Origin of the sequence: Paraburkholderia hospita, from assembly GCF_002902965.1 — a bacterium.
GTDB lineage: Bacteria > Pseudomonadota > Gammaproteobacteria > Burkholderiales > Burkholderiaceae > Paraburkholderia > Paraburkholderia hospita.
Genome location: NZ_CP026108.1, coordinates 856,076 through 881,320 on the forward strand (window position 1 = coordinate 856,076; position 25,245 = coordinate 881,320).

Annotated in this window: 21 protein-coding genes and 1 pseudogene; 17 read left to right on the top strand and 5 right to left on the bottom strand. The window is 56.0% G+C overall.

The window, feature by feature from the left end; all coding sequences use genetic code 11:
* Positions 1 to 543: 543 nt before the first annotated feature.
* The gene (locus tag C2L64_RS48245; RefSeq protein WP_086908842.1) at positions 544 to 1,122 is read right to left on the bottom strand and encodes a TetR/AcrR family transcriptional regulator; all 579 of its coding nucleotides are present in this window, start codon (positions 1,120 to 1,122) and stop codon (positions 544 to 546) included.
* 299 nt (positions 1,123 to 1,421) lie between these two features.
* Here C2L64_RS48245 and C2L64_RS48250 point away from each other — a divergent pair, with 299 nt between their 5' ends.
* Entirely contained in the window at positions 1,422 to 2,114 is a 693-nt protein-coding gene (locus C2L64_RS48250; RefSeq protein ID WP_244212281.1) for a response regulator transcription factor, read from the top strand.
* Positions 2,115 to 2,591: 477 nt separating this feature from the next.
* On the opposite strand, the gene C2L64_RS48255 is transcribed toward C2L64_RS48250, so the two are convergent.
* The gene (locus tag C2L64_RS48255; protein WP_158660644.1) at positions 2,592 to 4,418 is read right to left on the bottom strand and encodes an ATP-binding protein; all 1,827 of its coding nucleotides are present in this window, start codon (positions 4,416 to 4,418) and stop codon (positions 2,592 to 2,594) included.
* Positions 4,419 to 5,275: 857 nt separating this feature from the next.
* Between C2L64_RS48255 and C2L64_RS48260 the strand changes: the two genes are divergently transcribed.
* Together C2L64_RS48260 and C2L64_RS48265 are read left to right on the top strand one after the other, a co-directional pair.
* A complete protein-coding gene (locus C2L64_RS48260; protein WP_086908839.1) occupies positions 5,276 to 5,581 on the top strand; it encodes a carboxymuconolactone decarboxylase family protein in 306 nt (101 codons plus the stop codon).
* A 419-nt stretch (positions 5,582 to 6,000) separates the two neighbouring features.
* On the top strand, positions 6,001 to 6,507 hold the full coding sequence (locus C2L64_RS48265) for a YkgB family protein (RefSeq protein WP_086908838.1): 507 nt from the start codon (positions 6,001 to 6,003) through the stop codon (positions 6,505 to 6,507).
* Between the two features lie 470 nt (positions 6,508 to 6,977).
* Here the strand turns inward: C2L64_RS48265 and C2L64_RS48270 are convergent, their stop codons facing one another.
* Positions 6,978 to 8,891 carry an FAD-dependent oxidoreductase gene (locus C2L64_RS48270; RefSeq protein WP_158660645.1) on the bottom strand — a complete coding sequence of 638 codons (1,914 nt, stop codon included), beginning with the start codon at positions 8,889 to 8,891 and terminating at the stop codon, positions 6,978 to 6,980.
* Between the two features lie 530 nt (positions 8,892 to 9,421).
* Between C2L64_RS48270 and C2L64_RS48275 the strand changes: the two genes are divergently transcribed.
* The 4 genes from C2L64_RS48275 (at position 9,422) to C2L64_RS48290 (ending at position 12,392) form a co-directional block, all read left to right on the top strand.
* Positions 9,422 to 9,862, top strand: a complete 441-nt coding sequence (locus C2L64_RS48275) for an ACT domain-containing protein (protein ID WP_086908862.1) — start codon at positions 9,422 to 9,424, stop codon at positions 9,860 to 9,862.
* 236 nt (positions 9,863 to 10,098) lie between these two features.
* Complete coding sequence (locus C2L64_RS48280; protein WP_407671938.1) at positions 10,099 to 10,716, top strand: nitroreductase family protein; 618 nt, start codon at positions 10,099 to 10,101, stop codon at positions 10,714 to 10,716.
* Between the two features lie 186 nt (positions 10,717 to 10,902).
* Positions 10,903 to 11,448, top strand: a complete 546-nt coding sequence (locus C2L64_RS48285; protein WP_103154257.1) for a carboxymuconolactone decarboxylase family protein — start codon at positions 10,903 to 10,905, stop codon at positions 11,446 to 11,448.
* Positions 11,449 to 11,678: 230 nt separating this feature from the next.
* Positions 11,679 to 12,392, top strand: a complete 714-nt coding sequence (locus tag C2L64_RS48290) for an SDR family NAD(P)-dependent oxidoreductase (RefSeq protein ID WP_103154258.1) — start codon at positions 11,679 to 11,681, stop codon at positions 12,390 to 12,392.
* 120 nt (positions 12,393 to 12,512) lie between these two features.
* Here the strand turns inward: C2L64_RS48290 and pdxR are convergent, their stop codons facing one another.
* A complete protein-coding gene (gene pdxR, locus C2L64_RS48295; protein ID WP_103154259.1) occupies positions 12,513 to 13,925 on the bottom strand; it encodes a MocR-like pyridoxine biosynthesis transcription factor PdxR in 1,413 nt (470 codons plus the stop codon).
* An 87-nt stretch (positions 13,926 to 14,012) separates the two neighbouring features.
* Between pdxR and C2L64_RS48300 the strand changes: the two genes are divergently transcribed.
* The 10 genes and pseudogenes from C2L64_RS48300 to C2L64_RS48350 all read left to right on the top strand — a co-directional run bounded on the left by C2L64_RS48300 (position 14,013) and on the right by C2L64_RS48350 (position 23,742).
* Positions 14,013 to 14,429: a cupin domain-containing protein gene (locus C2L64_RS48300; RefSeq protein WP_086908829.1), complete on the top strand. Its 417-nt coding sequence runs from the start codon at positions 14,013 to 14,015 to the stop codon at positions 14,427 to 14,429.
* A gap of 10 nt (positions 14,430 to 14,439) precedes the next feature.
* The gene (locus C2L64_RS48305) at positions 14,440 to 14,895 is read left to right on the top strand and encodes a carboxymuconolactone decarboxylase family protein (protein ID WP_086908828.1); all 456 of its coding nucleotides are present in this window, start codon (positions 14,440 to 14,442) and stop codon (positions 14,893 to 14,895) included.
* A 1,417-nt stretch (positions 14,896 to 16,312) separates the two neighbouring features.
* A complete protein-coding gene (locus C2L64_RS48315; RefSeq protein WP_103154261.1) occupies positions 16,313 to 17,272 on the top strand; it encodes an AraC family transcriptional regulator in 960 nt (319 codons plus the stop codon).
* Between the two features lie 518 nt (positions 17,273 to 17,790).
* Positions 17,791 to 18,426, top strand: coding sequence for a nitroreductase family protein (locus tag C2L64_RS48320; RefSeq protein ID WP_103154262.1), 636 nt, complete (start codon positions 17,791 to 17,793; stop codon positions 18,424 to 18,426).
* 186 nt (positions 18,427 to 18,612) lie between these two features.
* The gene (locus tag C2L64_RS48325; RefSeq protein WP_103154263.1) at positions 18,613 to 19,158 is read left to right on the top strand and encodes a carboxymuconolactone decarboxylase family protein; all 546 of its coding nucleotides are present in this window, start codon (positions 18,613 to 18,615) and stop codon (positions 19,156 to 19,158) included.
* Positions 19,159 to 19,307: 149 nt separating this feature from the next.
* On the top strand, positions 19,308 to 20,003 hold the full coding sequence (locus C2L64_RS48330) for a glutathione S-transferase N-terminal domain-containing protein (protein WP_103154264.1): 696 nt from the start codon (positions 19,308 to 19,310) through the stop codon (positions 20,001 to 20,003).
* Positions 20,004 to 20,134: 131 nt separating this feature from the next.
* Positions 20,135 to 20,584, top strand: coding sequence for a GNAT family N-acetyltransferase (locus C2L64_RS48335; protein ID WP_103154265.1), 450 nt, complete (start codon positions 20,135 to 20,137; stop codon positions 20,582 to 20,584).
* 177 nt (positions 20,585 to 20,761) lie between these two features.
* Positions 20,762 to 21,626: pseudogene (locus C2L64_RS48340) on the top strand (AraC family transcriptional regulator); the annotation flags it as partial.
* Between the two features lie 460 nt (positions 21,627 to 22,086).
* On the top strand, positions 22,087 to 22,608 hold the full coding sequence (locus C2L64_RS48345) for an acyloxyacyl hydrolase (RefSeq protein ID WP_279636275.1): 522 nt from the start codon (positions 22,087 to 22,089) through the stop codon (positions 22,606 to 22,608).
* Between the two features lie 177 nt (positions 22,609 to 22,785).
* A complete protein-coding gene (locus tag C2L64_RS48350; RefSeq protein WP_103154396.1) occupies positions 22,786 to 23,742 on the top strand; it encodes a helix-turn-helix domain-containing protein in 957 nt (318 codons plus the stop codon).
* Positions 23,743 to 24,076: 334 nt separating this feature from the next.
* Here C2L64_RS48350 and C2L64_RS48355 read toward each other — a convergent pair whose 3' ends face one another.
* Positions 24,077 to 24,262, bottom strand: a complete 186-nt coding sequence (locus C2L64_RS48355; RefSeq protein ID WP_158660646.1) for a hypothetical protein — start codon at positions 24,260 to 24,262, stop codon at positions 24,077 to 24,079.
* Positions 24,263 to 25,245 lie beyond the last annotated feature (983 nt).

Here is a 25,245-nt window from a genome sequence, read left to right on the forward strand (position 1 = left end):
ATGCAGAAACTCGAGACCTTTTTCCACGAATGCATGATCGAGGGCGAGGAGGCGATCAACAATATGACACGGGAGCCCGCTGAGAACGTCGCCAGGATATTAATCGGATCTGTAGCTCTGCTTCCAGCACTGACGCGCGTCGAGGTAATCATGCAACCGCAGATCAATTCGTCAGGTCCGTCGAGTTGTTACTGCGAAGAGCCGCGGCTAACGATGTTTCTATGATGTAGTACGGTAGCTATCGTCAAGCCCTCAACCGTCAGAAATAATGTGCGGCAAGGCATGCGTACGACGGAATGTCCGTCGTAAGACGTTCTGATCTGAGGAAGACCGCACGTGATCATCAGACAGGCGGTCCAGCATGAGCGTCCCCCCTTACTGCGACACCCTCCCCTTCGGATCTCGGTCCGTCGAAAGCGATCCTGCTCGCACTAGGGATAAACGCAGGACGCCCTTCGGGATTCAGGCGTGTGACCGGCGGGACGGATGGCTCCCTGCGGCAGCCCAACGCTCGGGCGCTAAAGAGCGTCTGCACGGAACGCATCACCGCTTCAAAACGAGGAGCGCCGAACGGGCAATACTTTCTAGAAGAGCACGGTTGGGGCGAACGCGGGCCAGTACGCGGATTCCAAGTAAAGCACCTAATAAGAGGCGGGCCAGGTCTGCCGCAGGGAGCCCGGTCGACACTTCGCCTTGCTCCTGTCCGCCTGCTATTGCTCGCCTAAAAAACGCTTCTATCTCAACGAAAACATCTGACACGACTCCTTTGAGTTCCGTGTCTTCGTCGCTGAGCTCAAGGGCTGAATTCACCAGTAGACAGCCTTTTCGGCTCTTGTCTTTTATGGAATAGTCGACGATATCTTTGAAAAATTCCTCTATCGCGTGTACGGTAGACTGACGCTCCCGAATGACGCGACCTTCGATACCTGTCTCAATGTAGCGTGCGAGCGCCATTTTAAAAAGAGCGCGTTTATCGCCGAACGCGTTATACAGACTGGCGCCGGTAATCCCCATCGCGGACGCCAATTCACGAACCGACGTCGACTGGTATCCATGGAGCCAAAAATGCTCAACCGCCGCGTCAAGCGCGGCTGCCTCATCGAATTCTCTGGGGCGCGCCATTCAATCTGTCCTCTAGTGGTTTCTACAGAAGGCAATGCGGGTTGCGATCCAATTATAAGTGCCTGCACAGTGAGCTCCTCGCCGAGCTAGTCAATCAACCGCATTACCGTATGGGCAAAGGTGTGACAGTCTGCCACAATTGTCAGACCTCCATCCGTCCCCGGTTCATGTCATGGGATTAGCTATGCCCCACAGGTAGCAAGGGACACGATGTCGTGTAATACTTCTTTACCGGACAAGAGTTCATCCCGGTGTCCGCACGGTCCACGTACGGTCAACTGTAATTCAAGGGAGAAATGATGTTCGCGCGTTCCCACTCGCCCCAACGAACACTTGCAGGCAGAATAGAGCCCGAACACGAGTCGATCGTGTACGTCGTGGACGATGACGAGCCGACGAGGCGGTCTTTGAGCGCCCTTTTTCGTTCCGTGGGTCTGCGCGCGGAGACGTTCGGGTCTGCGGCTGAATTCCTTTCATTTACCAAGCCGGAGTTACCCAGTTGTCTCATTCTCGACGTGAGGCTTCCACACGAGAGCGGGTTGGAGCTTCAACAGCAGCTTGTAAAAATGGGACTATCTGCTTCCATCATTTTCATCAGCGGGCACGGCGATATTCCGATGACTGTTCAGGCCATGAAGGCGGGCGCGTTAGACTTCTTGTCTAAACCGTTTCGGGACCAGGACGTCCTGGACGCCGTCGCCTCAGCATTGCGCCACGACGCCGAGCGTCTGTCAAACGAACGTTCGATGGCAGACTTGCGCTATCGCTACGATTCAATGAACGCCAAAGAACGGACGGTGATGGGCTATGTCGTCGCCGGCCTCATGAACAAACAGATCGCGGCCGAAATGAATCTAAGCGAAATCACAATAAAAACGCACCGCGCTCATGCGATGAAAAAAATGGCGAGCCGGACGCTGGCGGAGTTCGTCCGTATAGGGGAGATTCTCGGTATCGAGCCAGATCGTCAGTTTCTATCGAAACGCGACTGATAGTTAAGGCCCGCGATTTTCTGATGGGCAGCTGCTTCACTTTCATAGCAGCAATGCTTTAAGTTGCAAGATATCCCACGAGCGCTATTTGGCATGTCGGGCCAACACTTTCGCCCTTCTCCATCGCACAAGGATCGACGTTACGCGAAATCGTTTTCACCGGCGATGATGGATCCGTTAAAGTGCCGTCGCGAGTCTGGTGGGAACAATAGGTGCTAGAACTGGAACGTTCGCGTCAATGCAGGTTTTGCCTTCATCCGGAGTACATGACCAAAGGGAATGCGCCGCATCTGGTTTCAAGACATCGCCGCCGAGGCGATCAACCTGCCGTTGATGCTGAATCAGCAAATTCACGCAATCCCGACACATTCATCACGGCGTTCCGGGGCTACTCTGTTCGGAGGGACGCGATCTCGAATTGTCCAAGTTGTCATCTTGTAACCAAGTTGACGTCCGGCCGTTTGAAAACATATCGAATCAAGTACCAAATCCAAGCTGGGCCGAAACCCTGCCTCCAGCTTCGGGCAGCGATACTTCGAAGCGAGTGCCGTGAGGAGTCGATGGTTCGACGGTAAGGCGCCCCGCATGCGCCTCCACTATCGACCGGCATATCGGTAGACCCATTCCCATGCCATGCGACTTCGTTGTGACAAATGGCGTAAAGATGTAATCAGAGGACCCTTCCTCGATGCCCACTCCTGTGTCTTCGATTACGAGTCTCACGAGCCCTTCGACGGTCGAACTTCCCAGCAGCAGCCGACGTTCGCGATCGATAATCTCCTGCATTGCCTCAATCGCATTGACTACCAGATTGAGCACTACCTGCTGTATCTGGATCTTATCGCCCCACACGAAACTCGTACCGGGGCCGGTAGTCGCCTCGACTCGGATAGCGTGCTTTTCCAGCTGAGTCCTCGTGACCAACAACACTTCGACGACAGCATCGTGTATGTCGAACGCTGAAAAGGAAGGAGCAGATCGTCTGCCCAGTGCCCGCAGGCTGCGCACCACGTCATGCGCGCGAGTACTATCCGATTGAATCCTCTGCAACGCTTCCTCGACTTCTGAGAAGTCAGGTTCGTCGAGTCTCATGAATCTCAATGCCGCGCCGGCACTCGCTGCTATAGATACTAGCGGTTGACTAACTTCGTGTGTAACAGACGCGACTAGCTGCCCCATCGTCGTAAGGCTTGCCACCCGCGCGAGTTCCGCTCGTGAATCCCGGAGCTCCCGCTCCGCAGCTTCGCGCAGCGCGTTGCTCTCCTGAGTCGCTGCGTACAGTCGTGCGTTCTCGAGCGAGATTGCGGCTTGCGACCCAAATACTTCAAGCAATGTCGTCTTTTCCCCACCAAATGCGCCCGCGACGAGGTTGTTCTCGACATAAAGTATTCCGACGAGGTCAGATTGTTTCAGCAAGGGCAGGCACAGCACTGACCGCAGACCTCGTTGGCTAACGTAAGGATCCTCTGCAAAATCACCACAACGGGACGCGTCTACGAGCAACACTCTCCGTCGAGTCTTTGCGACACGCATGAATATTCCGAGAGGGAGCTCGACGTCCTGGAGCTGACGCGATTCGATGACATGTACGATACCGTCTAAAGATGTTCGTGCTTCGGCTTCGATTCGGAACTCCCCTTTCCATTGAAGCGCTACCGCACACCTCTCCGCTCCAGCGTGCGTGAGCACGTTTCCGATAAGCACTTCGAGGAGTCTGGAGAGTACGATTTCACTAGAAAGCGCATGAGACGCCCTGATTATCGCTCTGCTATCCAGGTGCTGCCGGAACGTATCGTTCGCGGGTATCTTCCGCTCAAGATGGATAGCCCGCGTGAGGCGAGATTCGATCTCTAGCGCTTTCCGTTCCGCGCCCCAATGAAGATAGGCATAACGGGCATCTCTCAGCAATGTCTCGGCGACAACAGAAAGTTTCTGAGCTAAATAGAAACTCGCCGCAGCTTCGAGTGCCACGGCCTCATTGTGAACGAACTCTTGCTTGCGACTAAGCTCGATCGCTTTTTCATATAACGACTGTGCATCACCTATCCGACCCTGTACCCTCGCCAGTTCGGCTGCCGCCAATGCCGCGCGATCGCCAAAATAATCAGGACATGACTGCGCCCGCAACTCCAAGTAATAATTATGCTCTTCCAGAACGCGGAGGTGCGTTTCACGCACCCGTTCTTCCGTCGCCCGCGAGAACGCAGCCGCTCGACAGAGCGCGCCGTAATAAGAGACGTCTGCGGCCTCGACGGGGGCGGGGGCGAGGCCGAGCAATCCTTTCGCTTTGTGCTCAGCTTCCAAGGCGCCCTCCCAATCACGAAAAAGGACGCAATTCTGAAGGCGATGTACCCAGAATGCGGATGCGCCGGCGCTCGCGAACGCAGTGCCATCAATAAGATTCTCACTCCAGTCCGGCTCTAGGCCCCTAACCTCGAACGTCTGAATGTAGCTCATATAATACGCAACCCAAGGAATATAGATCCGCCCCTCGATCAACCGACCGGTTGATCGTCTCGCTCGCTTACGGGACGAGATAACGCATAGACGTGCTGGACAAGTCGCTTACCGATCCACGACCCCTCCTGTACTCCGTCGCGCCACCCGAGGCTGTCAACTTTCGGCACAGTTCAATCTGACCTGTCTGAAGCCAGGTCGTATCGAGCATGGAAGATTCGTTCATGTTGGCTCGGCAGATAGCAATTGCGGTCTCGTAGACCGCATCGTTCCTCTAGACGAGCAGCCATTTTATTCGATGCGTTCTAAAATGGTAGAACCTTTTATCTGGCACTATTTTTTAAATACCAACGACCGAGTGAAGATCAACCACATCATTGATTTACAATATCGTTACAAAAAGGAACGCAGCGCCGACCCTAAGGTTGCGCATACCTGAAATCGCGTCTTCGACGTCATTGAACCGGCTTAATTCGAAGAACGCCTTCCGGCTTCAAGGGCGCTGTAACTAGACGTCAACGGGCGCGCGTTGCATATATTTTCTATATACCCGCGTATGTTTGTCAGTAGCCGGACGCCGACATATGATCCCATTGATGGGGACAGCCCCGTAGACTCGGTCAGTCGTATTTTTGCCGTATGTGATCAACCGTCGGGAGCGCCGAGTCTTAACAGACGCCGCTTCGTTGCATTAGGAGATAAACATGTTGGACATGTCAAATCTGGACCGTCTTCAAAAGCTTGAAGAACATGCACGAGCAGGAATGGCGGCGTTCTGGGCCTTTGATAAAGCCGCCTTTGAGGAAGGCGTTCTGTCCGTACAGACGAAGCAATTGATTGCGATTGCTGTCGCACTAACCACACAGTGTCCGTATTGTATTGAGCTTCATACAACCGCCGCACGGGACGCCGGTGCGACGAGCGCACAGTTAGCCGAAACCGCAGTGGTCGCAGCCGCGATCCGGGCAGGAGGAACGATCACCCACGCCACTCATCTGATGCGGGAGTAACGGGCATTTCTCACCGGTACGCGCGCGCGTTATTTAGTTATAGGATACTGTTGTTGGTGCGCATCCCGCACCGATGCGTTTCCTCCTGGCACACGACGAACGCCAGACTGCGTCGTTCTCTGAACACAACAATCGCTCCTCGTTGCTGGGAACCGTCCCTGCGAGTCCATACGGACATCAAACGATACTCACGTATGTTTGTGAATCGTGAAGCGGGGGGATATTATTTTTCCATCTGACGCTCACGGAGCACCCCGACCTATAACAGCTTCGGATTGAATTGAGCGTCAGGCTGACGTTCAGATTGCTTGGTCGTCTAGCCAGGAGCCAATTTATCGACGCACGCCCGATTACAACAGAATCATAAGGCGTTGGCTCATTCGTCCAAATTCTCAAACAAAGTTAATGGAGCGAAAGATATGCTTAAAAACGTACATGTCGCCGAGAAGTATGACACTTCGGTCTGGCCGCTTGGGTTCCTTCGCTGGGCCTTGGTGGTCATATTTCTTTGGTTCGGTTGCATGAAGTTCACTAGTTACGAGGCTCACGGAATCTCTTCGTTTATTGTACATAGTCCGATTATGGGTTGGCTCAATACCCTATTCGGGGTACAAGGTGCGAGTGATGTGATTGGCGTCCTCGAACTGTCGACGGCTGCCGCCCTGATCCTTGGCGCATTTGTCCCGATCTTTTCGGCGCTTGGCGCTGCGATGTCATGCGCGACTTATATCGTCACCTTGACGTTTATGTTTAGCACCCCTGGCGTAACCGCGGCTCCCTTGGGCGGCTTCCCGTGGCTATCAGGCGATGTCGGGCAATTCTTGCTTAAGGACCTTGTTCTTCTCGCGGCGTCCGCCTGCCTTCTGATGAAATCAATTCAATTGGCACCGAGCGGCGCCCATGAGACGGCTGCAATGTCTCGATAGACCAAATCAACCAATGGCGTCCCTTATGCCGGTTAGTCTGAGAATAAATCTGGTGTCTATGTCAAGCAATGGCATAGACACCAGATAGGCATGGGCAGGCGCCGCAACCTCAGAACGAACACCGTCTCCGGATTTGGCATCCAGACCGGACGCTCGACGCTACCGGCGGCGAAATCGCCGCCGCGCGTAAGCTGCGGGCGTTACGCATCAGTCAGATGAGGCGATACGCAGCCCCGCACCACTCATGCGGTTGCGCCGAACTGCGTAGGCCACCACCCGGTTCCGACAAGCAGTTTTCTATGTGAGCGAAAACCAATGCCTTAGATGACAGTATGGATCCAACTGTCTTTCGCGACAAAATCAATGCGCCATCGAAGCAGATACAGCGCAGAACTGTCTGTTGCTATGCCGCGCACTTCATAACCCACCAAGACTTTAACCTAGCTAAAGGATCGCTCGGCGCGACGTGTTCAATGCACACTCGCTCGCGTGAGCATCGAATGAATTTCCGATATGACAGCCGCACCTTCTCCGACCGCGGCCGAGACTCGCTTGATAGACGAGGAGCGCACGTCACCTATCGCGAAAATACCCGGCACATTGGTCTGAAATGTGAGGCAACGAACAGGATCAGATGCATCAGCAGTCCTTGTTAAAACGAATCCTCTATCGTCGACTTCTACTTCGCATTCGCGAAGCCACTGAGTATTTGGATCGGCACCAGTGAAAAAAAAGAGGTGTCTGGTCAAAATAGACGCGCCACGTCCGTTTGCCTTGACTGTCAACCCGCAGAGCCCGTCTTCATCAGTGGACGCCGATTCGATCGTCGCACGTGTGTGTATCGTTACATTGTGTAGCGCCATTACACGATCAATCAGATATCGAGACATAGTTTCCTGAAGCCCGCCTCGCCTTACAAGTACGTGGACATGGCTCGCATAGTTCGAGAGGTACACGATTGCCTGGCCGGCTGAATTTCCCCCTCCAACAAGTACAACTTCCGTCCCCTGACAAAGCTTCGCCTCGACGGCTGAAGCCCAATAATAGACGCCTTTGGCAGTGGCCAAGTCCAGACCAGCGATATCTGGACGGCGATACGAGGCCCCGCTCGCTATCACGACTGAGTGCGCGCGGACTAGACGGCCGCCGGTGAGATGCACTGCAAACGGCGATGCCGCGCACTCCAGCTTCAAGATTTCCGATGGAATCGAGATTTCCGCACCGAACTTCAGTGCCTGCATAAACGCCCGATATGCCAACGCTTGACCTGAAATTCCAGCAGGAAAGCCGAGAAAGTTTTCAATACGCGCGCTGGCCGCTGCCTGTCCTCCGGCACCGTGTGAGTCAAACACAATGACCGACAGGCCCTCCGATGCCGCGTATACCGCGGCCGCCAATCCGGCTGGCCCCGCGCCGACTATCGCTACATCATAGATCTTCGTCGGCGTCAATTCTGGCAAAAGCCCGAGCCTTTCAGCGAGAGTTGGCTCGTCGGGGCAACGCAATATCGTTCCATCGGCCAGCACCACGATAGGTGTCGATTCGCGCCAGTCTGGCAGCTTTGAAAGAACGCTCACGGTTTCCAGATCACTCTCCGTGTCAACCACCCGGTACGGATGATTCGCCCGCCGAAAAAATCCCTCCAGTGCCAAGGTCTTGCTATCTGTCGATGGCCCGATCAGTACCGGTCCACTGCCGTCCTGAACGAGTTCCGCGCGGCGCAGTATAAGTGCGCGCATGATGATTTCGCCAAGCTGTGCCTCCTCTATGAGAAGCGCACGCAGCTGGGAGGGTGAGATCAGAATCGCACGGACATCTTTGATCGCAGATCCGTCTACCAGGTACGGTTTCCCGGTCAGCTGCGCAGTCTCCCCAAGGAATTGTCCTTCGCCCAGTTCAACCAAAAATTGTGACTGCCCCAGCCCATCTCGCCGGGTAAGCACGACACTGCCACGTAAAATAATTCGTATTCCCAGTCCTGGGTCACCGGCTCTGAACATGGTTTCACCGCTTTTCCAAGACTCAATCGTCCCAAACCGACGTAACCGTTCGACGTCCGCATCGTTCAGCCGGGGAAACATCTGAGGGCGCCGTTGCGCGAGAACAGTCCCCTGCCTTTCTTGCTCGGGCGCACGACTACGGTTTAGGTAATAGCCATAGTTGGCGGACCGCCCCTCAGGCGCATTCCGTGGTGTGTCCGCTCCACCACTCGACGGTACATTGGAAATGTAGCGTCCGTAATTTGCGGAAACACCGTGGCTGAGAACAGTGGTCCCCGGCGGGATATCAGGGAAGTCGTCGGTCATGCTGGGCGACTGTCCATTCGCATTGTCTTCCCAAGCATTGGGTTCGAGGTCGAACGTGAATTCATCGTCTGTATTCATAGAGCACCTGGCTGTTCGAAACATTCGCCACTTAGAGCGTGCCACAACGGTGACTTATGGAAGTTATCCGGGTCCACATTCCAATAGCCCGCCACTGTGAGTTTTGATGCGGTGCAGCGCGACCTCCTGGCCACATCGATTAACAGTTGATCCTGTCATCCGTGCGTTCCGTTAAACGGTCGCAGTCATGATCCCGGCTCGCTCCAGTGTCGTGTTTGTCGAAGATTCCAGCAAGGCCGTCAAGGTATCGGGTTCATATCCTCAGGTATGGACCAACAATACGTTTTCTCTATGTACACTTATTAGATACGTCGCTAACAACGTCCCTAAATTCCGGATCGCAGTCGGATTTCTCAATATCGCATCTTCGAACAACCGTCAGCATCCGATCCATCCGAAGGATAGCTGTACGCCTCTTCAGTCATTTAGTGGCGGTCCCACTTAATGGCCAAATGTCTAGCCGACGCTCCACGGCAATCAGCCAGACCGCTACTCATCGTGCGATTTGGTCTTTTATGGGATACAAAAACATGCACGAGAGTACTACGAATCTGAGAACACTTATCGCCTCTATGTCTCCAGTTCTCAATCAGGAGCGCGTCGCGTTTGTAAGTCTCGCTTTGGGTGAAATGGCCCCTGAAGGTATTCCAGGCAGCGCGATTATCGGTACTTTTCGGGAACAAGAAGGGCTAACCGTTTTTGTAGAGCTCGGCGTAGCGGAACGGTTCAATTTAGAGATTTCGTTTCGTGCAGCGTGGATAACTTTGCTGCTTCGCTCGGACCTGACCTCAGCTGGGCTTACGGCTGCGTTCTCCGGTGCATTAGGCGCCGTCGGAATAAGCTGCAATGTGGTCGCTGCGACCTATCACGATCACATTTTTGTGCCGTTGGAAGCTGCCGATGACGCGATGTGCGTCCTTGAGCAACTTCAGCGCGACGCCGCGAACCAGTCCGGTATGACACTTCAATGAACCGTGACGCGCTGCCAGGGGCGGCCGCCCGACACAACGGGACCCTTCACGTGCAGCGCCGCAGGGCCTCGATATTCACGCGCCGATGTCCGCTTGCCGATGCAGAAGGATAGTCGCAACAGCGTCATGCACACAGCAATCCCTAAGCAAAGGAGGAGAAACCACGTCGAACCATATTCAGGCACCCATACTGCGGAAGTACTGTTGTCCCTCAATCTATTACTAGCGGAACCAGCATGACCAATGCCGTCATTGAATGTATCCTGAGCCGTAGCGCCGCCAAGTACTACGACCCCGCCGCCACCTTGAGCGACGACCAGATTCGCGAACTGGTGCGTATCGGCACCTCGGCGCCAACGTCCTTTCACTTGCAGAACTGGCGCTTCATCGCCGTTCGCACGCCCGAGGCCAAGGCCAAGCTAAGTCCGATCGCCTGGAATCAGCCTGCGATCACCGATGCCGCTGTTACCTTCATCGTCTGCGGCCAGCTGGCCGATTCCAGCGTGATACCCGATCGCCTGGCTCCTCTTGTGGAAGACGGCGTCATGCCCGCGGAGATGGTGTCGGAATGGGAAATCCCGGCGCGCGGTCTGTACAAGGAATACCCCCAGCGTCAGCGAGACGAGGCAGTGCGCAGTGGGACCTTTGGCGCCGCAGCAATGATCTATGCGGCCCGCTCACTTGGACTGGGTTCTACGCCGATGATCGGTTTCGATGCCGAAGCCGTGCACCGTGAGTTTGGTTTGGCCGACGATGAAGTGCCGGTCATGTTGTTGACAGTAGGTGCAGAGCGTTCGGGAAACTGGGCACAGAAGCCGCGCCGTCCCGTCGCCGATGTACTGGACCTGGTATGAGTGATTCGCCGCAGCGGTGACCGCGGCGACAGATTAACAGGCCAGCAGGTGAGAGGCGATCACAGACCACTTGCCGCCTGAAGGCCTAACCAGCTTCGAGCCTGCCTGGGCACGAAGTAAGCCGACGGACAGTTCCTGCAAGGGCTTCCTTCAATTAGTTAAACAAGTTACTTAAGGAGTACTGATATGCCAAGAACTATTGTGCTATCGCCGGAAAACGTGCCGGCTGAGTCGAAACCTACTCTCGATGCTTTCACGAAAAACATCGGATTCACTCCGAACATGATGGCATCCTTCGCACAAAGCCCGATCGCGTTCAACGCCTGGGCGACCCTGCTCGGCTCCCTGAGTAAGGCGCTCGACGTGAAGACGCGCGACAGCATCGGTCTGGCTGTCTCCGAGGTGAATGCCTGCAACTACTGTCTGTCAGTTCACAGCTTTACGGCCAAGCATATGGCCCAGCTGGCGCCGGAGGAAGTCGTTCTCGCCCGGAAGGGCCACGCGAGCGATCCGAAGCGCGACGCCGCCGTCCAGTTCGCGCGCAAAGTCATCGAGACACGCGGCCAGGTCACTGACGCCGATCTGAAAGCCGTCCGCGATGCCGGGTATTCGGATGCGAACGTCATGGAGATCGTCGCGCTGGTCGCCATGTATTCTCTGACGAACTTCTTCAATAACGTGTTCGACCCCGAGAAGGACTTCCCCGCCGTTACACCGGCTGGCTCCGTCTGAATCGCTCGGACTTCGCACCGGAAATACAAAGGATTACGTTACGATTTCAATGATGTAAGCGTTACCCTAAGCGTCAATCGGGCAGATGCGCCGCGCCATCAGTGGCTGCCATCAGCAAACAAGGCAGATTGAGGTATGTGCTAAACCCGAATTGACGTACCCACGTCCGGTCGCGGCGGAGCTGCCAACCAGACTCTCGTTATGCTCCGCCAAAAATTTATGAGGTCGCTATGACCAGCACATCTCAAAAAGTTGTGGTTGTAACCGGTGCATCGCAAGGCATAGGCCGCGAAGTAGTCAGGATGTTTCAAGGGCTTGATTATCGCGTTGTCGCGACTGCGCGTTCAATCAAACCGTCGGACGACGCGAATGTTATGGCCATCGCGGGAGATATTGGCGATCCGGCAACCGCACAACGCGTCATTTCCGAAACCATCGCGCGATTCGGCCGGCTCGACACGCTGGTAAACAACGCAGGCATCTACATCGGCAAACCATTTACGGAACACACCCTCGAAGATTACGCTGCAGTGGTAAACGTGAATCTGTCAGGCTTCTATCACATCACTCAGCTCGCCATCGCGGAAATGGAAAGACATTCGAGCGGCCATGTGGTTAGCGTTACTGCAAGCGTAATTGACGCTCCGCGCACCGGTGTATATTCAGTTCTCGCCGCCTTGACCAAGGGAGGTCTAAACGCGGCTACGAAGTCGCTGGCGATTGAGTACGCGAGGAAAGGGATTCGTGTGAACGCCGTCGCGCCCGGAATCATCAAGTCGTCAATGCATCCACCTGAAACCCATAAGGCACTGGGAACCTTGCATCCATTGGGACGCATGGGCGACATGAGCGATATCGCTAACGCAATTCTCTTTCTTGATTCCGCACCATTTGTCACAGGGGAAATCCTTCACGTCGACGGTGGCATGAGCGCCGGTCATTAGCCGTTTGCCGAGCACAGCAAGCCGGTGCAGTTTCATATCCGACATCTATGCGCTTGCACCAACCGGCGATGGGTATGCCCCCAACGCATACCGAAGAAAGTCTTCGGGCACGCGGCGCGCCTATGAGAACTTCCGGATCAGCTGTTGCAAACGATCACACGCATTCGGAAGTTGCCGTTCAATCGCAGTGGCTACGCCGAGGAGTAGCCCCGATCGCTGTGTGTCCTCTGAGCAATACCAGCGCGACAAAGGCCCCGGCGCAAGCCCGTAGGCATATGCTTCCCGGACGATCCTCTTATCGTCCACGCCATCGGCAAGCCTGAGCACCACTGCAAGTCCGGATGGATAGACCTCCAACCCCTTGGCTTCCAGACTCGCCAGAACCGCGTTGCTTCGGCTCGCATAGATTCGCTTCATCCGACGCAAATGCCGCATATAGTGCCCATCTCGCATGAATTCCGCGGTCGCCAATTGCACGGCCGGACCGGGAGCGGTGGCGAGACAGGCCACAACTTCTTCAAACCGCGACACGAGGGAAGCCGGCGCAACGACGAATCCGAGCCGAAGTGTCGGGCTGATGGTCTTACTGAAAGAACCTATATGAATCACCCGGCCCGCTCTGTCCAACGATGCAAGGGCGGGCGCGGCGCGCCGTCCCAGCTGAAGCTCACCCAGATAATCGTCTTCAATGATCCAGGCATCGGCATTCCCTGCCCATTCCAGGAGCCGAACGCGTCGGGCAAGCGACAATGTGGGACCTAAAGGCGCCTGCTGCCCGGGCGTTACGAGAGCAATCGCAGCGTCCGGTGCGTGCCGTTCGCCGTAAGCGACGTCGAGACCGTCTTCGTCCACCGGAACGGGAACCGTTTCGAGCCGCGAAAGCTCCAAAGCCATACGACTGGGGAGAAATCCCGGGTTCTCGACCCACGCCTTTCGACCTTCCGGTTGTATCACTCGGAGTGCAACACCAAGCGCCCCTGTAAACCCTCCCGAGATGAAGATTTGGGAGGGCAAACATTCGACGCCGCGTGACAGAGCCAGATGGGCCGCGATTTCTCGCCGCAGTTGATGTTCCCCGCGAGGGTCCGGATAGGACGCGAGCGCTTCGACCTCGTCACGCGCCGCACGAGCTCTGAGCCGAGCAAACAGGATACGAGGGAAACAGTCCGACGCTGGTACCCCATTCTGAAAGATGGAAGACCCGGACAGGAAGTGTTGGTATAACGCAGATGGCTGATTCGTCTCAAAGGAACGCGCAGGTTCCCCGGAAGGACGCGCCATGCCCGTATGGTCGGAGATTCTGGTCCCGCCCGCGCGAGATGAAACGACCAACTGCGCATCGGACAGCCGCTCATACGCTGTCCGGACTGTGCCACGTGCCACTCCTAGCTGCGTAGCCAAGTCCACCCAAGAAGGCAGCCTGGCACCAGGAACGAGTATTCCATTTTCGATCGCACCAACGATGCCCAGTCGAATCTGCTCCGACAGCGAGGTTTTGGACGCACGGTCAAGCGTCAGATTCAGAATAGTCATAGCCCATGGTCCAATAAAAATTTGCGTTCTTGGTTCTTTTCGGTGAACTTGTAACAGTTCATGATTCTAGCGTTCAAGGAGCTGATCATGAAAGTTCATAGCATTCTTCCTTCCCTTGTTGTCACCATGAGTTTGGGATTTGCCGGTGCCGCTGCGGCTCAAGACGTCGGCGAAACGGTCAAGCCGAATTTCTCAAGAGCGCTACCGAATATTCCCGGAAAATCGCTTACGGCCGTGGAAGTCGTCTACCCTCCCGGTGCCGCCTCACATCCTCACACGCATGCCAAATCGGCATTCATTTACGCATACGTGGTTTCAGGAAGCGTGGTCAGCAAAGTGAACAACGAGCCGGAGCACGTCTACAAGGCAGGCGAAAGCTTCTTCGAGGAGCCCGGCTCTCTACACGCAGTGAGCCGTAATGCGAGCAAAACAGAGCCCGCGAAGCTGCTTGCCGTCTTCGTTGTCGATTCGGATGATAAGCAACTGACGACCAACGTCAAGTAGGAGATCGAAAGTGAGATTGGACTACATAAAAACCTCGCCTGGTGGTGTGAAGGCGTTTGGCGGCGTTTACGGGTACATACTGGAGTCGGGACTTGAAGACGTGCTCATCGACCTCGTCTACCTGCGCGTGAGCCAGATCAATGGTTGTGCATACTGCCTAGACATGCATACCCGCGATCTGATCAAGAAGAACGTAACGCCGGCGAAGCTGGCCCTTGTACAAGCTTGGCGTGAGGCGAAACCGATGTTCACTGACCGTGAGAGAGCGGCGCTGGCATGGGCAGAATCAGTAACCCTGGTAGCCGATACGCATGTGCCGGACGATGATTTCACTTCCGTCGCCGCAGTGTTCAGTGAGAAAGAGCTCTCTGACCTCACAATGGCCATTAGCTTGATGAACGCCTATAACCGCCTAGCTATCAGCTTTCGTCGCACGCCCGACTCTGTGCTGGTAACGAAGGGCTGACGTGGTCGCTATCGATATCGAGTGGAAAGACCGAGACACGCTGCTGAACGGCGGCGTTTCTCGCATCACGCTCCAAGAGCATCATGGTTTTTCTATTTGAGAGAGGGTCGATGGCGATAAGGAGGCACGGGTGGCACCAGCTCTGAACAACTTATCGGCACAGAAAAGCGAAAAGGCATGTTGTTTGGCGCGAAGCTTATCCTATCCGTTTCGTTCCCTGAACGATACAGACCTATATGCCGGTCGGCCTCTATGATTCCAGCGCGGTCAGACCCGACTCCGAACACGCGGGGCACAGCACAAGCATCGGTCCATCCTCACCGTTAGCCAGTCTATACGCTGGTATCTCAAATAGAGACTTTGATTTCGTTGCGAGGATGAAGCATTCAAAGTTTAATTGAACCTCGGACTGCAGATTCGGCGGACAGCACTTCTGCGTGACCGTCCATGATGAGATCGCGGAAAACGCAGCGACGCTGAGTTGACCCTGCCGTTGATCGAATTCGTCCTGCCCCATATGAATGCGCGTGGTCGATGGAGGATGCGATATGTGCGGAGTGCACCGACTAACATATTCAGGGAATGTGTACTCGACCTGCAGCAGGCCGTTACAAGGATTCCGCGGACGGCGATCGCGACACTGGGTCGTCAAACGATCATTTGTAAAAACCGGGAAACCATCTATGGCACTTTCAAATTCAGAACGACAACGACAGTACCGGGAGAGGCGGCTTGGCGTTGGAGGAAAACATGAACGTATCAGTTGCCTCGTATCTATTGCTACGAAACGAAGTCTAGAACGTCTTGCATTTCACTTCGATCGAACGATCACCGGAACAATTGAGATGCTGATTAACGAGAGGACAAGTGAAGTGCTAAGTCAGCTTGACGAAGATGGACAGCAGCGCTTCTTTTCACAAGGATTTGTGTCAGAGGATGCGTAGCGACCCGATCAGGCACGCAATGAAGCGCCTTCGTGAACCTACAACGTACGCCTCTAGAAAACGAAGCAGGTAGATCTACACTAGGCCGCCAAGTATCTGCTCCCTATGAGCTTCGCTGCGCATTCTTCCCCTTGCCATCGGCAGGAGGACAGTTGAAGACTTGATCGCGCACGAATTTGATCGTCAAGTCGATGTGTCATTCCGATCAGATTGCCCCGCCTAAGACGCTGGGCAGTGGTAACGGGACGCTTATTACGGGCTGCGCGATCCGCGTGGCCCGTAACATCTGGTCAAAACTAGCGATGACATCGTTTTAAGTGCGTCTGTTAAATCTGCGAAGCAGTTTGGTAGGTCCAGACGAGATGAAGAACCCGCGATACGTTCCTCGCCGGGACGAAACGGGAGAACGAGACTGTCGCAAGCTGAGAAAGCCCGTTGGCAGGATGTTAGAACGTTTCAATTTATGAGGTCACATGTCTCAAGTCGACTGGCTGAGCCATCTCCTGCAAATGATAACTATCGCTGGCCAGCTGGAAGTACGCTGCGCCTATGGCGCGCCGTGGCAAGTGGCCTGGGGCAAGTCTGCCGCCCATGAAATTCCATACCACGTCGTCCTGAAAGGCCGGGCCATTATTGAGGATCCCGAGGCGGGAACCACAAGGGAGCTGGTAGGCGGAGACATCGTGCTGTTGACTGGCGGATCAGCCCATGTGCTCCATGATGGCAGTGGACATGCACCGGGTCCTACCTATAATCGCCAGGTGTCTGCAGGATGGACGGTCAGTCAGAACGATGGCGATGGTCAGCGTCTCGATATGTTATGTGGCCGATTTTTCATCGGATCGCCCCACGACCGGCTGATTCGCGATTACCTCCCGACCAATCTGGTGGTACGGGCGGCGGCCGCCGGATCGGCGAAACAGGGACCGGTATCTGCCTCGAACCAGCTGTCCAGTCTTGTAGCGCTGATGCGCGAAGAATCCGTCAGCGACAAACCGGGCGGCCGCGCCATCCTCAACGCCCTTTCTTCAGCGCTGTTCACACTCACGCTACGCGCAGCAAGTGAGTCCGAACAGGCCCCCGCAGGCTTGCTCGCGCTTGCGGGACACCCACGACTGGCGCCCGCCATTTTCGCCATGTTCACCGATCCAGCGCGGCCGTGGAACCTGCCCGAGCTCGCTGGCTTGTGCGGCATGTCACGCGCCACCTTCATGCGGCACTTTCAGGACAAGCTTGGGCGCTCCGCAAGCGAAATGCTCACCGACATCCGCATGAGCCGGGCCGCCAATGAGCTCAAGAAGCCGGCGATGAGCACGGAAGCCGTAGCTGACTCAGTCGGATACCGATCCGTGGCGGCATTTCGGCGCGCTTTCACCGACAAGATAGGAATGACACCAGGGCAATGGCGCAGTCAGGCGCGCGACGGAGCGTAATGCGCTTCGCGTTTGATCTACGGTCCGCATGACGCTCTCGCAATGCTGTCGCGGCCCGATGCCCTCGCGCAGCGCCCTCGCAAAACCGCGGTCGTCTGCATGTACGAGCATTCGACTGAGGCAACTACATCGTACTGAGCCGCACGGCCATTGAAGAACGGATTGCTTCGTTGATTTGATCCTTTCTGGCATTTGATTGAGTAAATGCGGTCTCGAAATCGGTAGCCGGGGGACTTACAGTAGAGGCTCTTAACCACCTGATGAAAGCCTCGCACGATGAACCGGTTCCCTGTTCCAGTCATTGAGTCCGCCCGCGGCGGGACCGCTGATAGCTATGTACGAGTCAACAACGTTGCTAGCGCCCGTGTCCCGAAAAACCGCGTCCGGGTTACCTTCGACTGGCTTCAATGGGCGAGCTCAGTACAACGGAACGCATACAGCGATTGAATAACAACAGCTCTGCATAGGGCGAAAGCAACCTTGTAGCCGAACCTGTCGCTTAAATCATAGGAATCAGCATGACCAACGCAACTACCACGACCAATGCCGTCATTGAATGTATCCTGAGCCGTAGCGCCGCCAAGTACTACGACCCCGCCGCCACCTTGAGCGACGACCAGATTCACGAACTGGTGCGTATCGGCACCTCGGCGCCAACGTCCTTTCACTTGCAGAACTGGCGCTTCATCGCCGTTCGCACGCCCGAGGCCAAGGCCAAGCTGAGTCCGATCGCCTGGAATCAGCCTGCGATCACCGATGCCGCTGTTACCTTCATCGTCTGCGGCCAGCTGGCCGATTCCAGCGTGATACCCGATCGCCTGGCTCCTCTTGTGGAAGCCGGCGTCATGCCCGCGGAGATGGTGTCGGAATGGGAAATCCCGGCGCGCGGTCTGTACAAGGAATACCCCCAGCGTCAGCGAGACGAGGCAGTGCGCAGTGGGACCTTTGGCGCCGCAGCAATGATCTATGCGGCCCGCTCGCTCGGACTGGGTTCTACGCCGATGATCGGTTTCGATGCCGAAGCCGTGCACCGTGAGTTTGGTTTGGCCGACGATGAAGTGCCGGTCATGTTGTTGACAGTAGGTGCAGAGCGTTCGGGAAACTGGGCACAGAAGCCGCGCCGTCCCGTCGCCGATGTACTGGACCTGGTATGAGTGATTCGCCGCAGCGGTGACCGCGGCGACAGATTAACAGGCCAGCAGGTGAGAGGCGATCACAGACCACTTGCCGCCTGAAGGCCTAACCAGCTTCGAGCCTGCCTGGGCACGAAGTAAGCCGACGGACAGTTCCTGCAAGGGCTTCCTTCAATTAGTTAAACAAGTTACTTAAGGAGTACTGATATGCCAAGAACTATTGTGCTATCGCCGGAAAACGTGCCGGCTGAGTCGAAACCTACTCTCGATGCTTTCACGAAAAACATCGGATTCACTCCGAACATGATGGCATCCTTCGCACAAAGCCCGATCGCGTTCAACGCCTGGGCGACCCTGCTCGGCTCCCTGAGTAAGGCGCTCGACGTGAAGACGCGCGACAGCATCGGTCTGGCTGTCTCCGAGGTGAATGCCTGCAACTACTGTCTGTCAGTTCACAGCTTTACGGCCAAGCATATGGCCCAGCTGCCGCCGGAGGAAGTCGTTCTCGCCCGGAAGGGCCACGCGAGCGATCCGAAGCGCGACGCCGCCGTCCAGTTCGCGCGAAAGGTCATCGAGACACGCGGCCAGGTCACTGACGCCGATCTGAAAGCCGTCCGCGATGCCGGGTATTCGGATGCGAACGTCATGGAGATCGTTGCGCTGGTCGCCATGTATTCTCTGACGAACTTCTTCAATAACGTGTTCGACCCCGAGAAGGACTTCCCCGCCGTTACACCGGCTGGCTCGATTTGAGACCCTACTCGGTTGCGTGAGCCGTCTCGCGGAGCTCCTGGAGCCTCCGCGTGATGTGCGCATGGCACCGAAGCCCGGGCACCTAGAGGAAAGAGCCGTGGGAAGGCGGCCGGGCTTTTCGTATAAACGGCCGAGTCTAGGAGAAAAAAGTGACACTCAATCATTCGATTTTCACGCGCTGGCCAGCGAAGCACCCAGATAGGCTCCAGCTCTTTTCCCTCCCAACGCCCAACGGCGTGAAGGTCGGGATCATGCTGGAGGAGACAGGTCTCGCATATGAGCCGCACCGCATCGACATCATCGCAAACGAGAACCAGGAATCGGCTTTCCTGACGCTCAACCCCAATGGCAAGATTCCAGCGATCTTCGACCCTAACGGGCCGAGCGGCCATCCACTCGCATTGTTCGAATCGGGAGCAATCCTGATCTATCTCGCCGACAAGACCGGACAGTTCCTCTCGAGCGATCCAAACACGCGCTACGAAACAATCCAGTGGCTGATGTGGCAAATGGGTGGTGTGGGGCCGATGTTCGGCCAGGTTGGCTTCTTCAACAAATTCGCCGGCAAGGCATACGAGGACAAGCGCCCGCGCGATCGCTACGCAGCCGAGTCAGCGCGTCTGCTCGGCGTCCTTGACGAACGACTGGCGACTCGCCAATGGGTGATGGACTACGGATATAGCATTGCAGACATCTCGCTGCTCGGCTGGGTGCGCAACCTGATCGGCTTCTATGAGGCACGGGAACTCGTCGGGTTCGACCGGTTCAAGAACGTCCAGCGCTGGCTCGACCATGGTCTTTCGCGGCCAGCGGTACAGCGCGGACTGCAAGTGACGGCTGCATAACGAAAGGCCGAGGGGATAAGGTGCTTAAGGAGCGACACTCTGCAGCGACTATTGATCCCAACGGATGATGGCCAGTGCACAAATACATGCGGGTCTCATCATCGTTAGCGTGTCTTTTTTAGGAGCATTCTATGCAATCAGTCCAGATCCGAGCAGTCGAGAGCACCGATTTTGATATCTGGCTTCCGCTGTGGAAAGGCTATCAGCAATTTTACGAAGTGGATATCCCGGAGCCCGTTACCCTCCAGACTTGGGCACGCCTCCTAGATCCGGCAGAACCAATGTACGCAGCGCTTGCCATCGCAGGAGAACAAGCGTTAGGGATGGTGCATTTGATCTACCACCGATCGACCTGGACGACCGGCAATTATTGCTATCTTCAGGACTTATTTGTTGCTGACAATGCGCGCGGCCGCGGCGTCGGCCGGGCGCTGATCGAGCATGTTTTCGCTGATGCGAGACGCAATCGGGCAGCCCGTGTGCATTGGTTGACGCACGAATCCAACAATAACGCGATGCAGCTTTATGACCGCATTGTTGATCGTTCAGGGTTTGTTCAATATCGAAAACAGTTTACATGATAGCTGGCGCGGGCTCGACTTCAAGGCTCGCTCGCCACCTCGCCATCCTTGTGGTCGCAGCATCATGCTGATAGTCCACGCCGCGGGTCTGATTAGGCCGCACACAGGGCCGCGTCATGCGTCAACGGGTCTGCTACCAGCATAAGATGCTAGAGCGTCGCAAGTTCCGGAGGTCCTATGTCCCAAGTCGACTGGCTGAGCCATCTGCTGCAAATGATCACCATCGCTGGCGTCGTCCTGAAAGGCTGGGCCATTATTGAGTATCCCGAGGCGGGAACCACTAGGGAACTGGCGGCACGGAGACATCGTGCTTTTGACTCGCGGGTCAGCCCATGTGCTCCATGATGGCAGTGGGCATGCACCAGGTCCTACCTATAATCGCCAGGTGTCTGCAGGATGGACGCTCAACCAGAGCGATGGCGAGCATCCGAATATGTGATGCACCGAAATTTCATCGGACCGCCCCATGATCGGCTGATTCGCGATTCCCTCCCGACCAATCTGGTGGTACGGGCGGCGGCCGCCGGATCGGCGAAACAGGGACCGGTATCTGCCTCGAACCAGCTGTCCAGTCTTGTAGCGCTGATGCGCGAATAATCCGTCAGCGACAAACCGGGCGGCCGCGCCCTCCTCAACGCCCTTTCTTCAGCGCTGTTCACACTCACGCTCCGCGCAGCGAGTGAGTCCGAACAGGCCCCCGCAGGCTTGCTCGCGCTTGCGGGACATCCACGACTGGTGCCCGCCATTTTCGCATGTTCACCGATCTAGCGCGGCCGTGGAACCTGCCTGATCTGGCTGGCTTGTGCGGCATGTCACGCGCCACCTTCATGCGGCACTTTCAAACAAGATTCCGCGCTCCGCAAGCGAAATGCTCACCGACATCCGCATGAGCCGGGCTGCCAATGAACTCAAGAAGCCGGTGATGAGCACGGAAGCCGTAGCTGACTCAGTCGGATACCGATCCGTGGCCGCATGTCGGCGCTCGTTCACCAACAAGACGGGCATGAGAACCGGGCAATGGCGCCGTCTTGTGAGCGCAGGGCGACTGCCCTCAACGTCGCATACTAGAAGTCACGCATCAGGGTGTCCTCGCGATACCCGCTTCGCAAGCCCGATCGCCGAGCATCGCGGCTAGCATCGAAGACTTTCAGGCAAAGCCAACCGCGACCGGTTCTGGGTTGCACTTCACGCGGTGCCGCGAACAAAATCCCCCTCCGGGTCGCCCCCGGGGAATTCCGCTTAAAGGTGAATTTTTTATACGCATGTATAGCTGCGCCAACGCTCCGGGACGTCCGGTACATGGGTAAACTTGTTCCCAACCGTCAGCCGTAAAAAAGCTACGTTACGTCGATGCGCGGTCCCGATCCCGTTAGGTTCCGCGTAAGGTCAACCTATCACCAAATCGAACACAAGTGAAAAATCTAAAAGGACTTCTCGGGCATCCAATTGTTCGCGGCTTTTCCGGCTTAATGTCTCGTCCACTTATTCGGGCCGCCTCTTTGATGGCGCTCTCATTCGCCGCACCAGGACTCGCTCGTGCGGATCAGTTTGGAGTACAGGTCGCGGGCGGCGTCGCAAACAGTCATGACGTGCACGAGAGTAAAGTAGATCTCGGTGGTGTGTGGGATCCACAGTGGTCATGGTGGGAGATCGGTGGCTGGCACTTCGCGGCAGTCTTCGAAGGGCATGTCGCTTACTGGCACTCGAGCAAGGCGGATGTGCATGACAACGTTTTCGAGTTTGGTGTGACGCCCGTCTTCCGTTTCATCAAAAGTAGTGGCGCGATTCGCCCTTTCGTTGAGGCTGGAGTCGGCGTCCGACTGCTTTCACACCCCTCAATTTCCAGTCACTACACGATGTCCAGTGCTTTTCAGTTCGCAGACATGGTCGGCGTCGGCGCAAGCTTTGGGAGCCGCCAGCAGTATGCGGCCGGTTTTCGCTTCCAGCATCTATCTAACGCGAGCATCAAGGAACCAAATCCTGGCATCGACTTTGAGCAGCTATATGTTCAATATAATTTCTGACGATTTCGGTTGAAGGTCCGATTGCTTCAAGGCGGATGTATGCGAGGCTGCCTCACGACAAGTACGGTATACCGATGAACGCAAGATTCGCTCTTCGTTTGAACCCGATTCGCTGCGACAATCTTTCAAAGTGCACTGCTCAACGAAGTGAACGAACGCACTCGAAGGACTAGAATCTTGGCGGCGCGCGATGCATCCTCCATCTCTCAGTCTGACCTGAACAGCCTGATCACTCTCCTCGAGGTTCAGGTAATCGGACTTTCGGAATGCCTGGTTAGCCCCGGTTTCAAAGTCATCATCGACGGCCATACCGAGCCGGGACTTCATTACATTCTCTCAGGTACTGGTAAACTTCACTTAAAAAAGGGACCGTCCGTGAAGTTGAAGCCACACACGCTGATCATCGTTCCGCCCAGGTGCCCGATGGAAATTGAAGTGCCCGCTTCCAATGGCTCGCCCCCGCTCGCTACCAGAGTCTTCACGCGCGAGGAGGACGCAGGACTAGTGAACTCCATATATCGATTTAATGCGCGCGAGTCCGAGCCGAAGACGATAATGATCCGTGGTCTTTTTCAGGCACAGTATGGCCCGTCAGTCGACCTGTTTAGTACGCTTTCCACTCCCATCGTTGAGCAGTTTGACGCGAGCGACCACCTGGAGCATCAGTTGAAGACAATGCTCCAGGAACTGGTGGCACAAGAAATCGCAGTTGGAGCCATGACCGGGGCCTTATTAAAGCAGGTCATCGTCGCTCTGCTGCGCCGCTCGCTCAAATCCAACAACCTGTGGAAAGAGCGCTTTTCCATGCTCAGCGATCCGAAAATTGCGCGGGCCCTCGCTGAAATGGTCGCGGAACCTGGTGCAAATCATACAATTGCAAGCCTCGCGAACACAGCCAATCAGAGCCGGTCAAGCTTCATGGCACGTTTTACCAGCGTGATCGGACGCACGCCGATGCAGCTTTTGCGCGATCTCCGGATGGGGCAGGCAGCCTCCCAGCTTGACACGGGGATTTACACAGTCGACCAGGTCGCCCGCAACTGCGGCTATGCAAGCCGCGCGAGCTTCGCACGTGCCTTCAAGGAAGTGCATGGCACAGGACCGCGCGATTATCGGCAGGCGAAGCGAACGTGACATGCCGCGTAAGGCCGCTCATCTGGGGCAACCTCAGGACATGCATCCGGTCAGGGAAACTTCCCGGTTACGATGGCTTGGCCTGGTATGCTACGCTGCCCATGTCCCATCGGAGAGCGAAAATGGCGCTGCATTCAACCCGTTCTCGGGAAGGTCCTCGCACGCGTAAGAACGCAATTCGAAACAAAGGGATTGTCCCCTCATCAGAGCCCGGCTCTACCCACACACGCGCCCTTGAGGTTCTGTGATTGAGCGGGAGACGGATAACCCCATTCCTATATCGCCGGTCCGCGCTGCCGGAAGTGGTTCGAAAATGCGCTCGACGTCTTCATTGTCAGTGAGACACCATTTCCACTGTAACGCGCACGAAATCTTTTGCGGCATCAAGATCGATATTCGACATCTTGACTGACTGTGTACGAGCAATCGCTTTTAGCCTAGCGGCGATCTCACCCGCGTTGACCGCCGCGTCAATCAGGCCATGCGCCGCGTCGCGTACCTCCCTCAAGTCGGGTTCCACCTGGTCAAGCCAACCCCGCATCGTCCCCGCATAATCAGCGACTACACCAACGGCTGATTGATATCATGTAGCAGTGAGCCAGCCAATTCTCCCATTACAGACGAACGCAATGCACCCGCGAGCGCCGCCTGAGTTGCATGAAGCCTGTTCTCCGATTTGCACCCGTTCCGCAACATCATCGACGATCTGTTCCGTTCGATGGTCGCCGCGTGCTGGATGTCGGCAACGAGGCAAAGTCGTGTTGGCAGCTTGAGGGGGCATTCCGGCTTCTTTTGGTATCGTGAAATATACGAGGGTATTTGAGCAAGTCTGTGATCTCCGCTGCGAGTGCGCTTTTATCCGCGTCAAGCCCTCCGGCGTGCAAGCTCGAACACGATATCGGCGAACTGCAACGCGCAAAAGAAGGTGCCGCACCCACGCTCCAACAGTTGAAAAAAAAGCCCGCCAATGGAGGATATTGGCGGGCTATTTCAGGGGCTCTATGGCATGAGCACACTGTCCGGGATGACCAGCCCAACAGTGAGATCGAGCGTAACGTTCGTTCCAGCCGTGGTCAAGCTCCGTATCGCGTTATACAGTAACGATATCGAATATGTCACGCGTTGTCTGTGTCGTTGTACAAATGAAGAGCACGAGCGGCAGGTGGACCGTGAGGAACACGGTTGGGAAAGCGGGGGTGAGAACGCGCAAGAAGGGAAAGGTTGCCTGTAACGGGTGACGTACGGGTTCAAGATTTGCCCCGACCTGAAAGGGCGCTGACGTGCGCGTGGTGCGGCTGTCGTTGGTCTGCATCTGGGATTCATCAAAGGGATGCTTGAGAGAGACCGGCTGGACTACGGTTCAGCGCTCTTGTCCCGGCAACGGGACGAATCGACGACGTAAAGCTGGCAAAGGTCGTGGATGCACAGGTACAACCGGCATCGGCGCGATGCTTAATGCCGTGCGCGAGCCATATGCGGGGAAAGTCGCACGTACCGTTCTTC

What these genes read in the sequence shown, in the direction of transcription:
- C2L64_RS48245 (WP_086908842.1), bottom strand. Translation starts at nt 1,122, where the DNA reads ATGGCGCGCCCCAGAGAATTCGATGAGGCAGCCGCGCTTGACGCGGCG.
- C2L64_RS48250 (WP_244212281.1), top strand. Translation starts at nt 1,422, where the DNA reads ATGTTCGCGCGTTCCCACTCGCCCCAACGAACACTTGCAGGCAGAATA.
- C2L64_RS48260 (WP_086908839.1), top strand. Translation starts at nt 5,276, where the DNA reads ATGTTGGACATGTCAAATCTGGACCGTCTTCAAAAGCTTGAAGAACAT.
- C2L64_RS48265 (WP_086908838.1), top strand. Translation starts at nt 6,001, where the DNA reads ATGCTTAAAAACGTACATGTCGCCGAGAAGTATGACACTTCGGTCTGG.
- C2L64_RS48270 (WP_158660645.1), bottom strand. Translation starts at nt 8,891, where the DNA reads ATGAATACAGACGATGAATTCACGTTCGACCTCGAACCCAATGCTTGG.
- C2L64_RS48275 (WP_086908862.1), top strand. Translation starts at nt 9,422, where the DNA reads ATGCACGAGAGTACTACGAATCTGAGAACACTTATCGCCTCTATGTCT.
- C2L64_RS48280 (WP_407671938.1), top strand. Translation starts at nt 10,099, where the DNA reads ATGACCAATGCCGTCATTGAATGTATCCTGAGCCGTAGCGCCGCCAAG.
- C2L64_RS48285 (WP_103154257.1), top strand. Translation starts at nt 10,903, where the DNA reads ATGCCAAGAACTATTGTGCTATCGCCGGAAAACGTGCCGGCTGAGTCG.
- C2L64_RS48290 (WP_103154258.1), top strand. Translation starts at nt 11,679, where the DNA reads ATGACCAGCACATCTCAAAAAGTTGTGGTTGTAACCGGTGCATCGCAA.
- pdxR (WP_103154259.1), bottom strand. Translation starts at nt 13,925, where the DNA reads ATGACTATTCTGAATCTGACGCTTGACCGTGCGTCCAAAACCTCGCTG.
- C2L64_RS48300 (WP_086908829.1), top strand. Translation starts at nt 14,013, where the DNA reads ATGAAAGTTCATAGCATTCTTCCTTCCCTTGTTGTCACCATGAGTTTG.
- C2L64_RS48315 (WP_103154261.1), top strand. Translation starts at nt 16,313, where the DNA reads ATGTCTCAAGTCGACTGGCTGAGCCATCTCCTGCAAATGATAACTATC.
- C2L64_RS48320 (WP_103154262.1), top strand. Translation starts at nt 17,791, where the DNA reads ATGACCAACGCAACTACCACGACCAATGCCGTCATTGAATGTATCCTG.
- C2L64_RS48325 (WP_103154263.1), top strand. Translation starts at nt 18,613, where the DNA reads ATGCCAAGAACTATTGTGCTATCGCCGGAAAACGTGCCGGCTGAGTCG.
- C2L64_RS48335 (WP_103154265.1), top strand. Translation starts at nt 20,135, where the DNA reads ATGCAATCAGTCCAGATCCGAGCAGTCGAGAGCACCGATTTTGATATC.
- C2L64_RS48345 (WP_279636275.1), top strand. Translation starts at nt 22,087, where the DNA reads ATGGCGCTCTCATTCGCCGCACCAGGACTCGCTCGTGCGGATCAGTTT.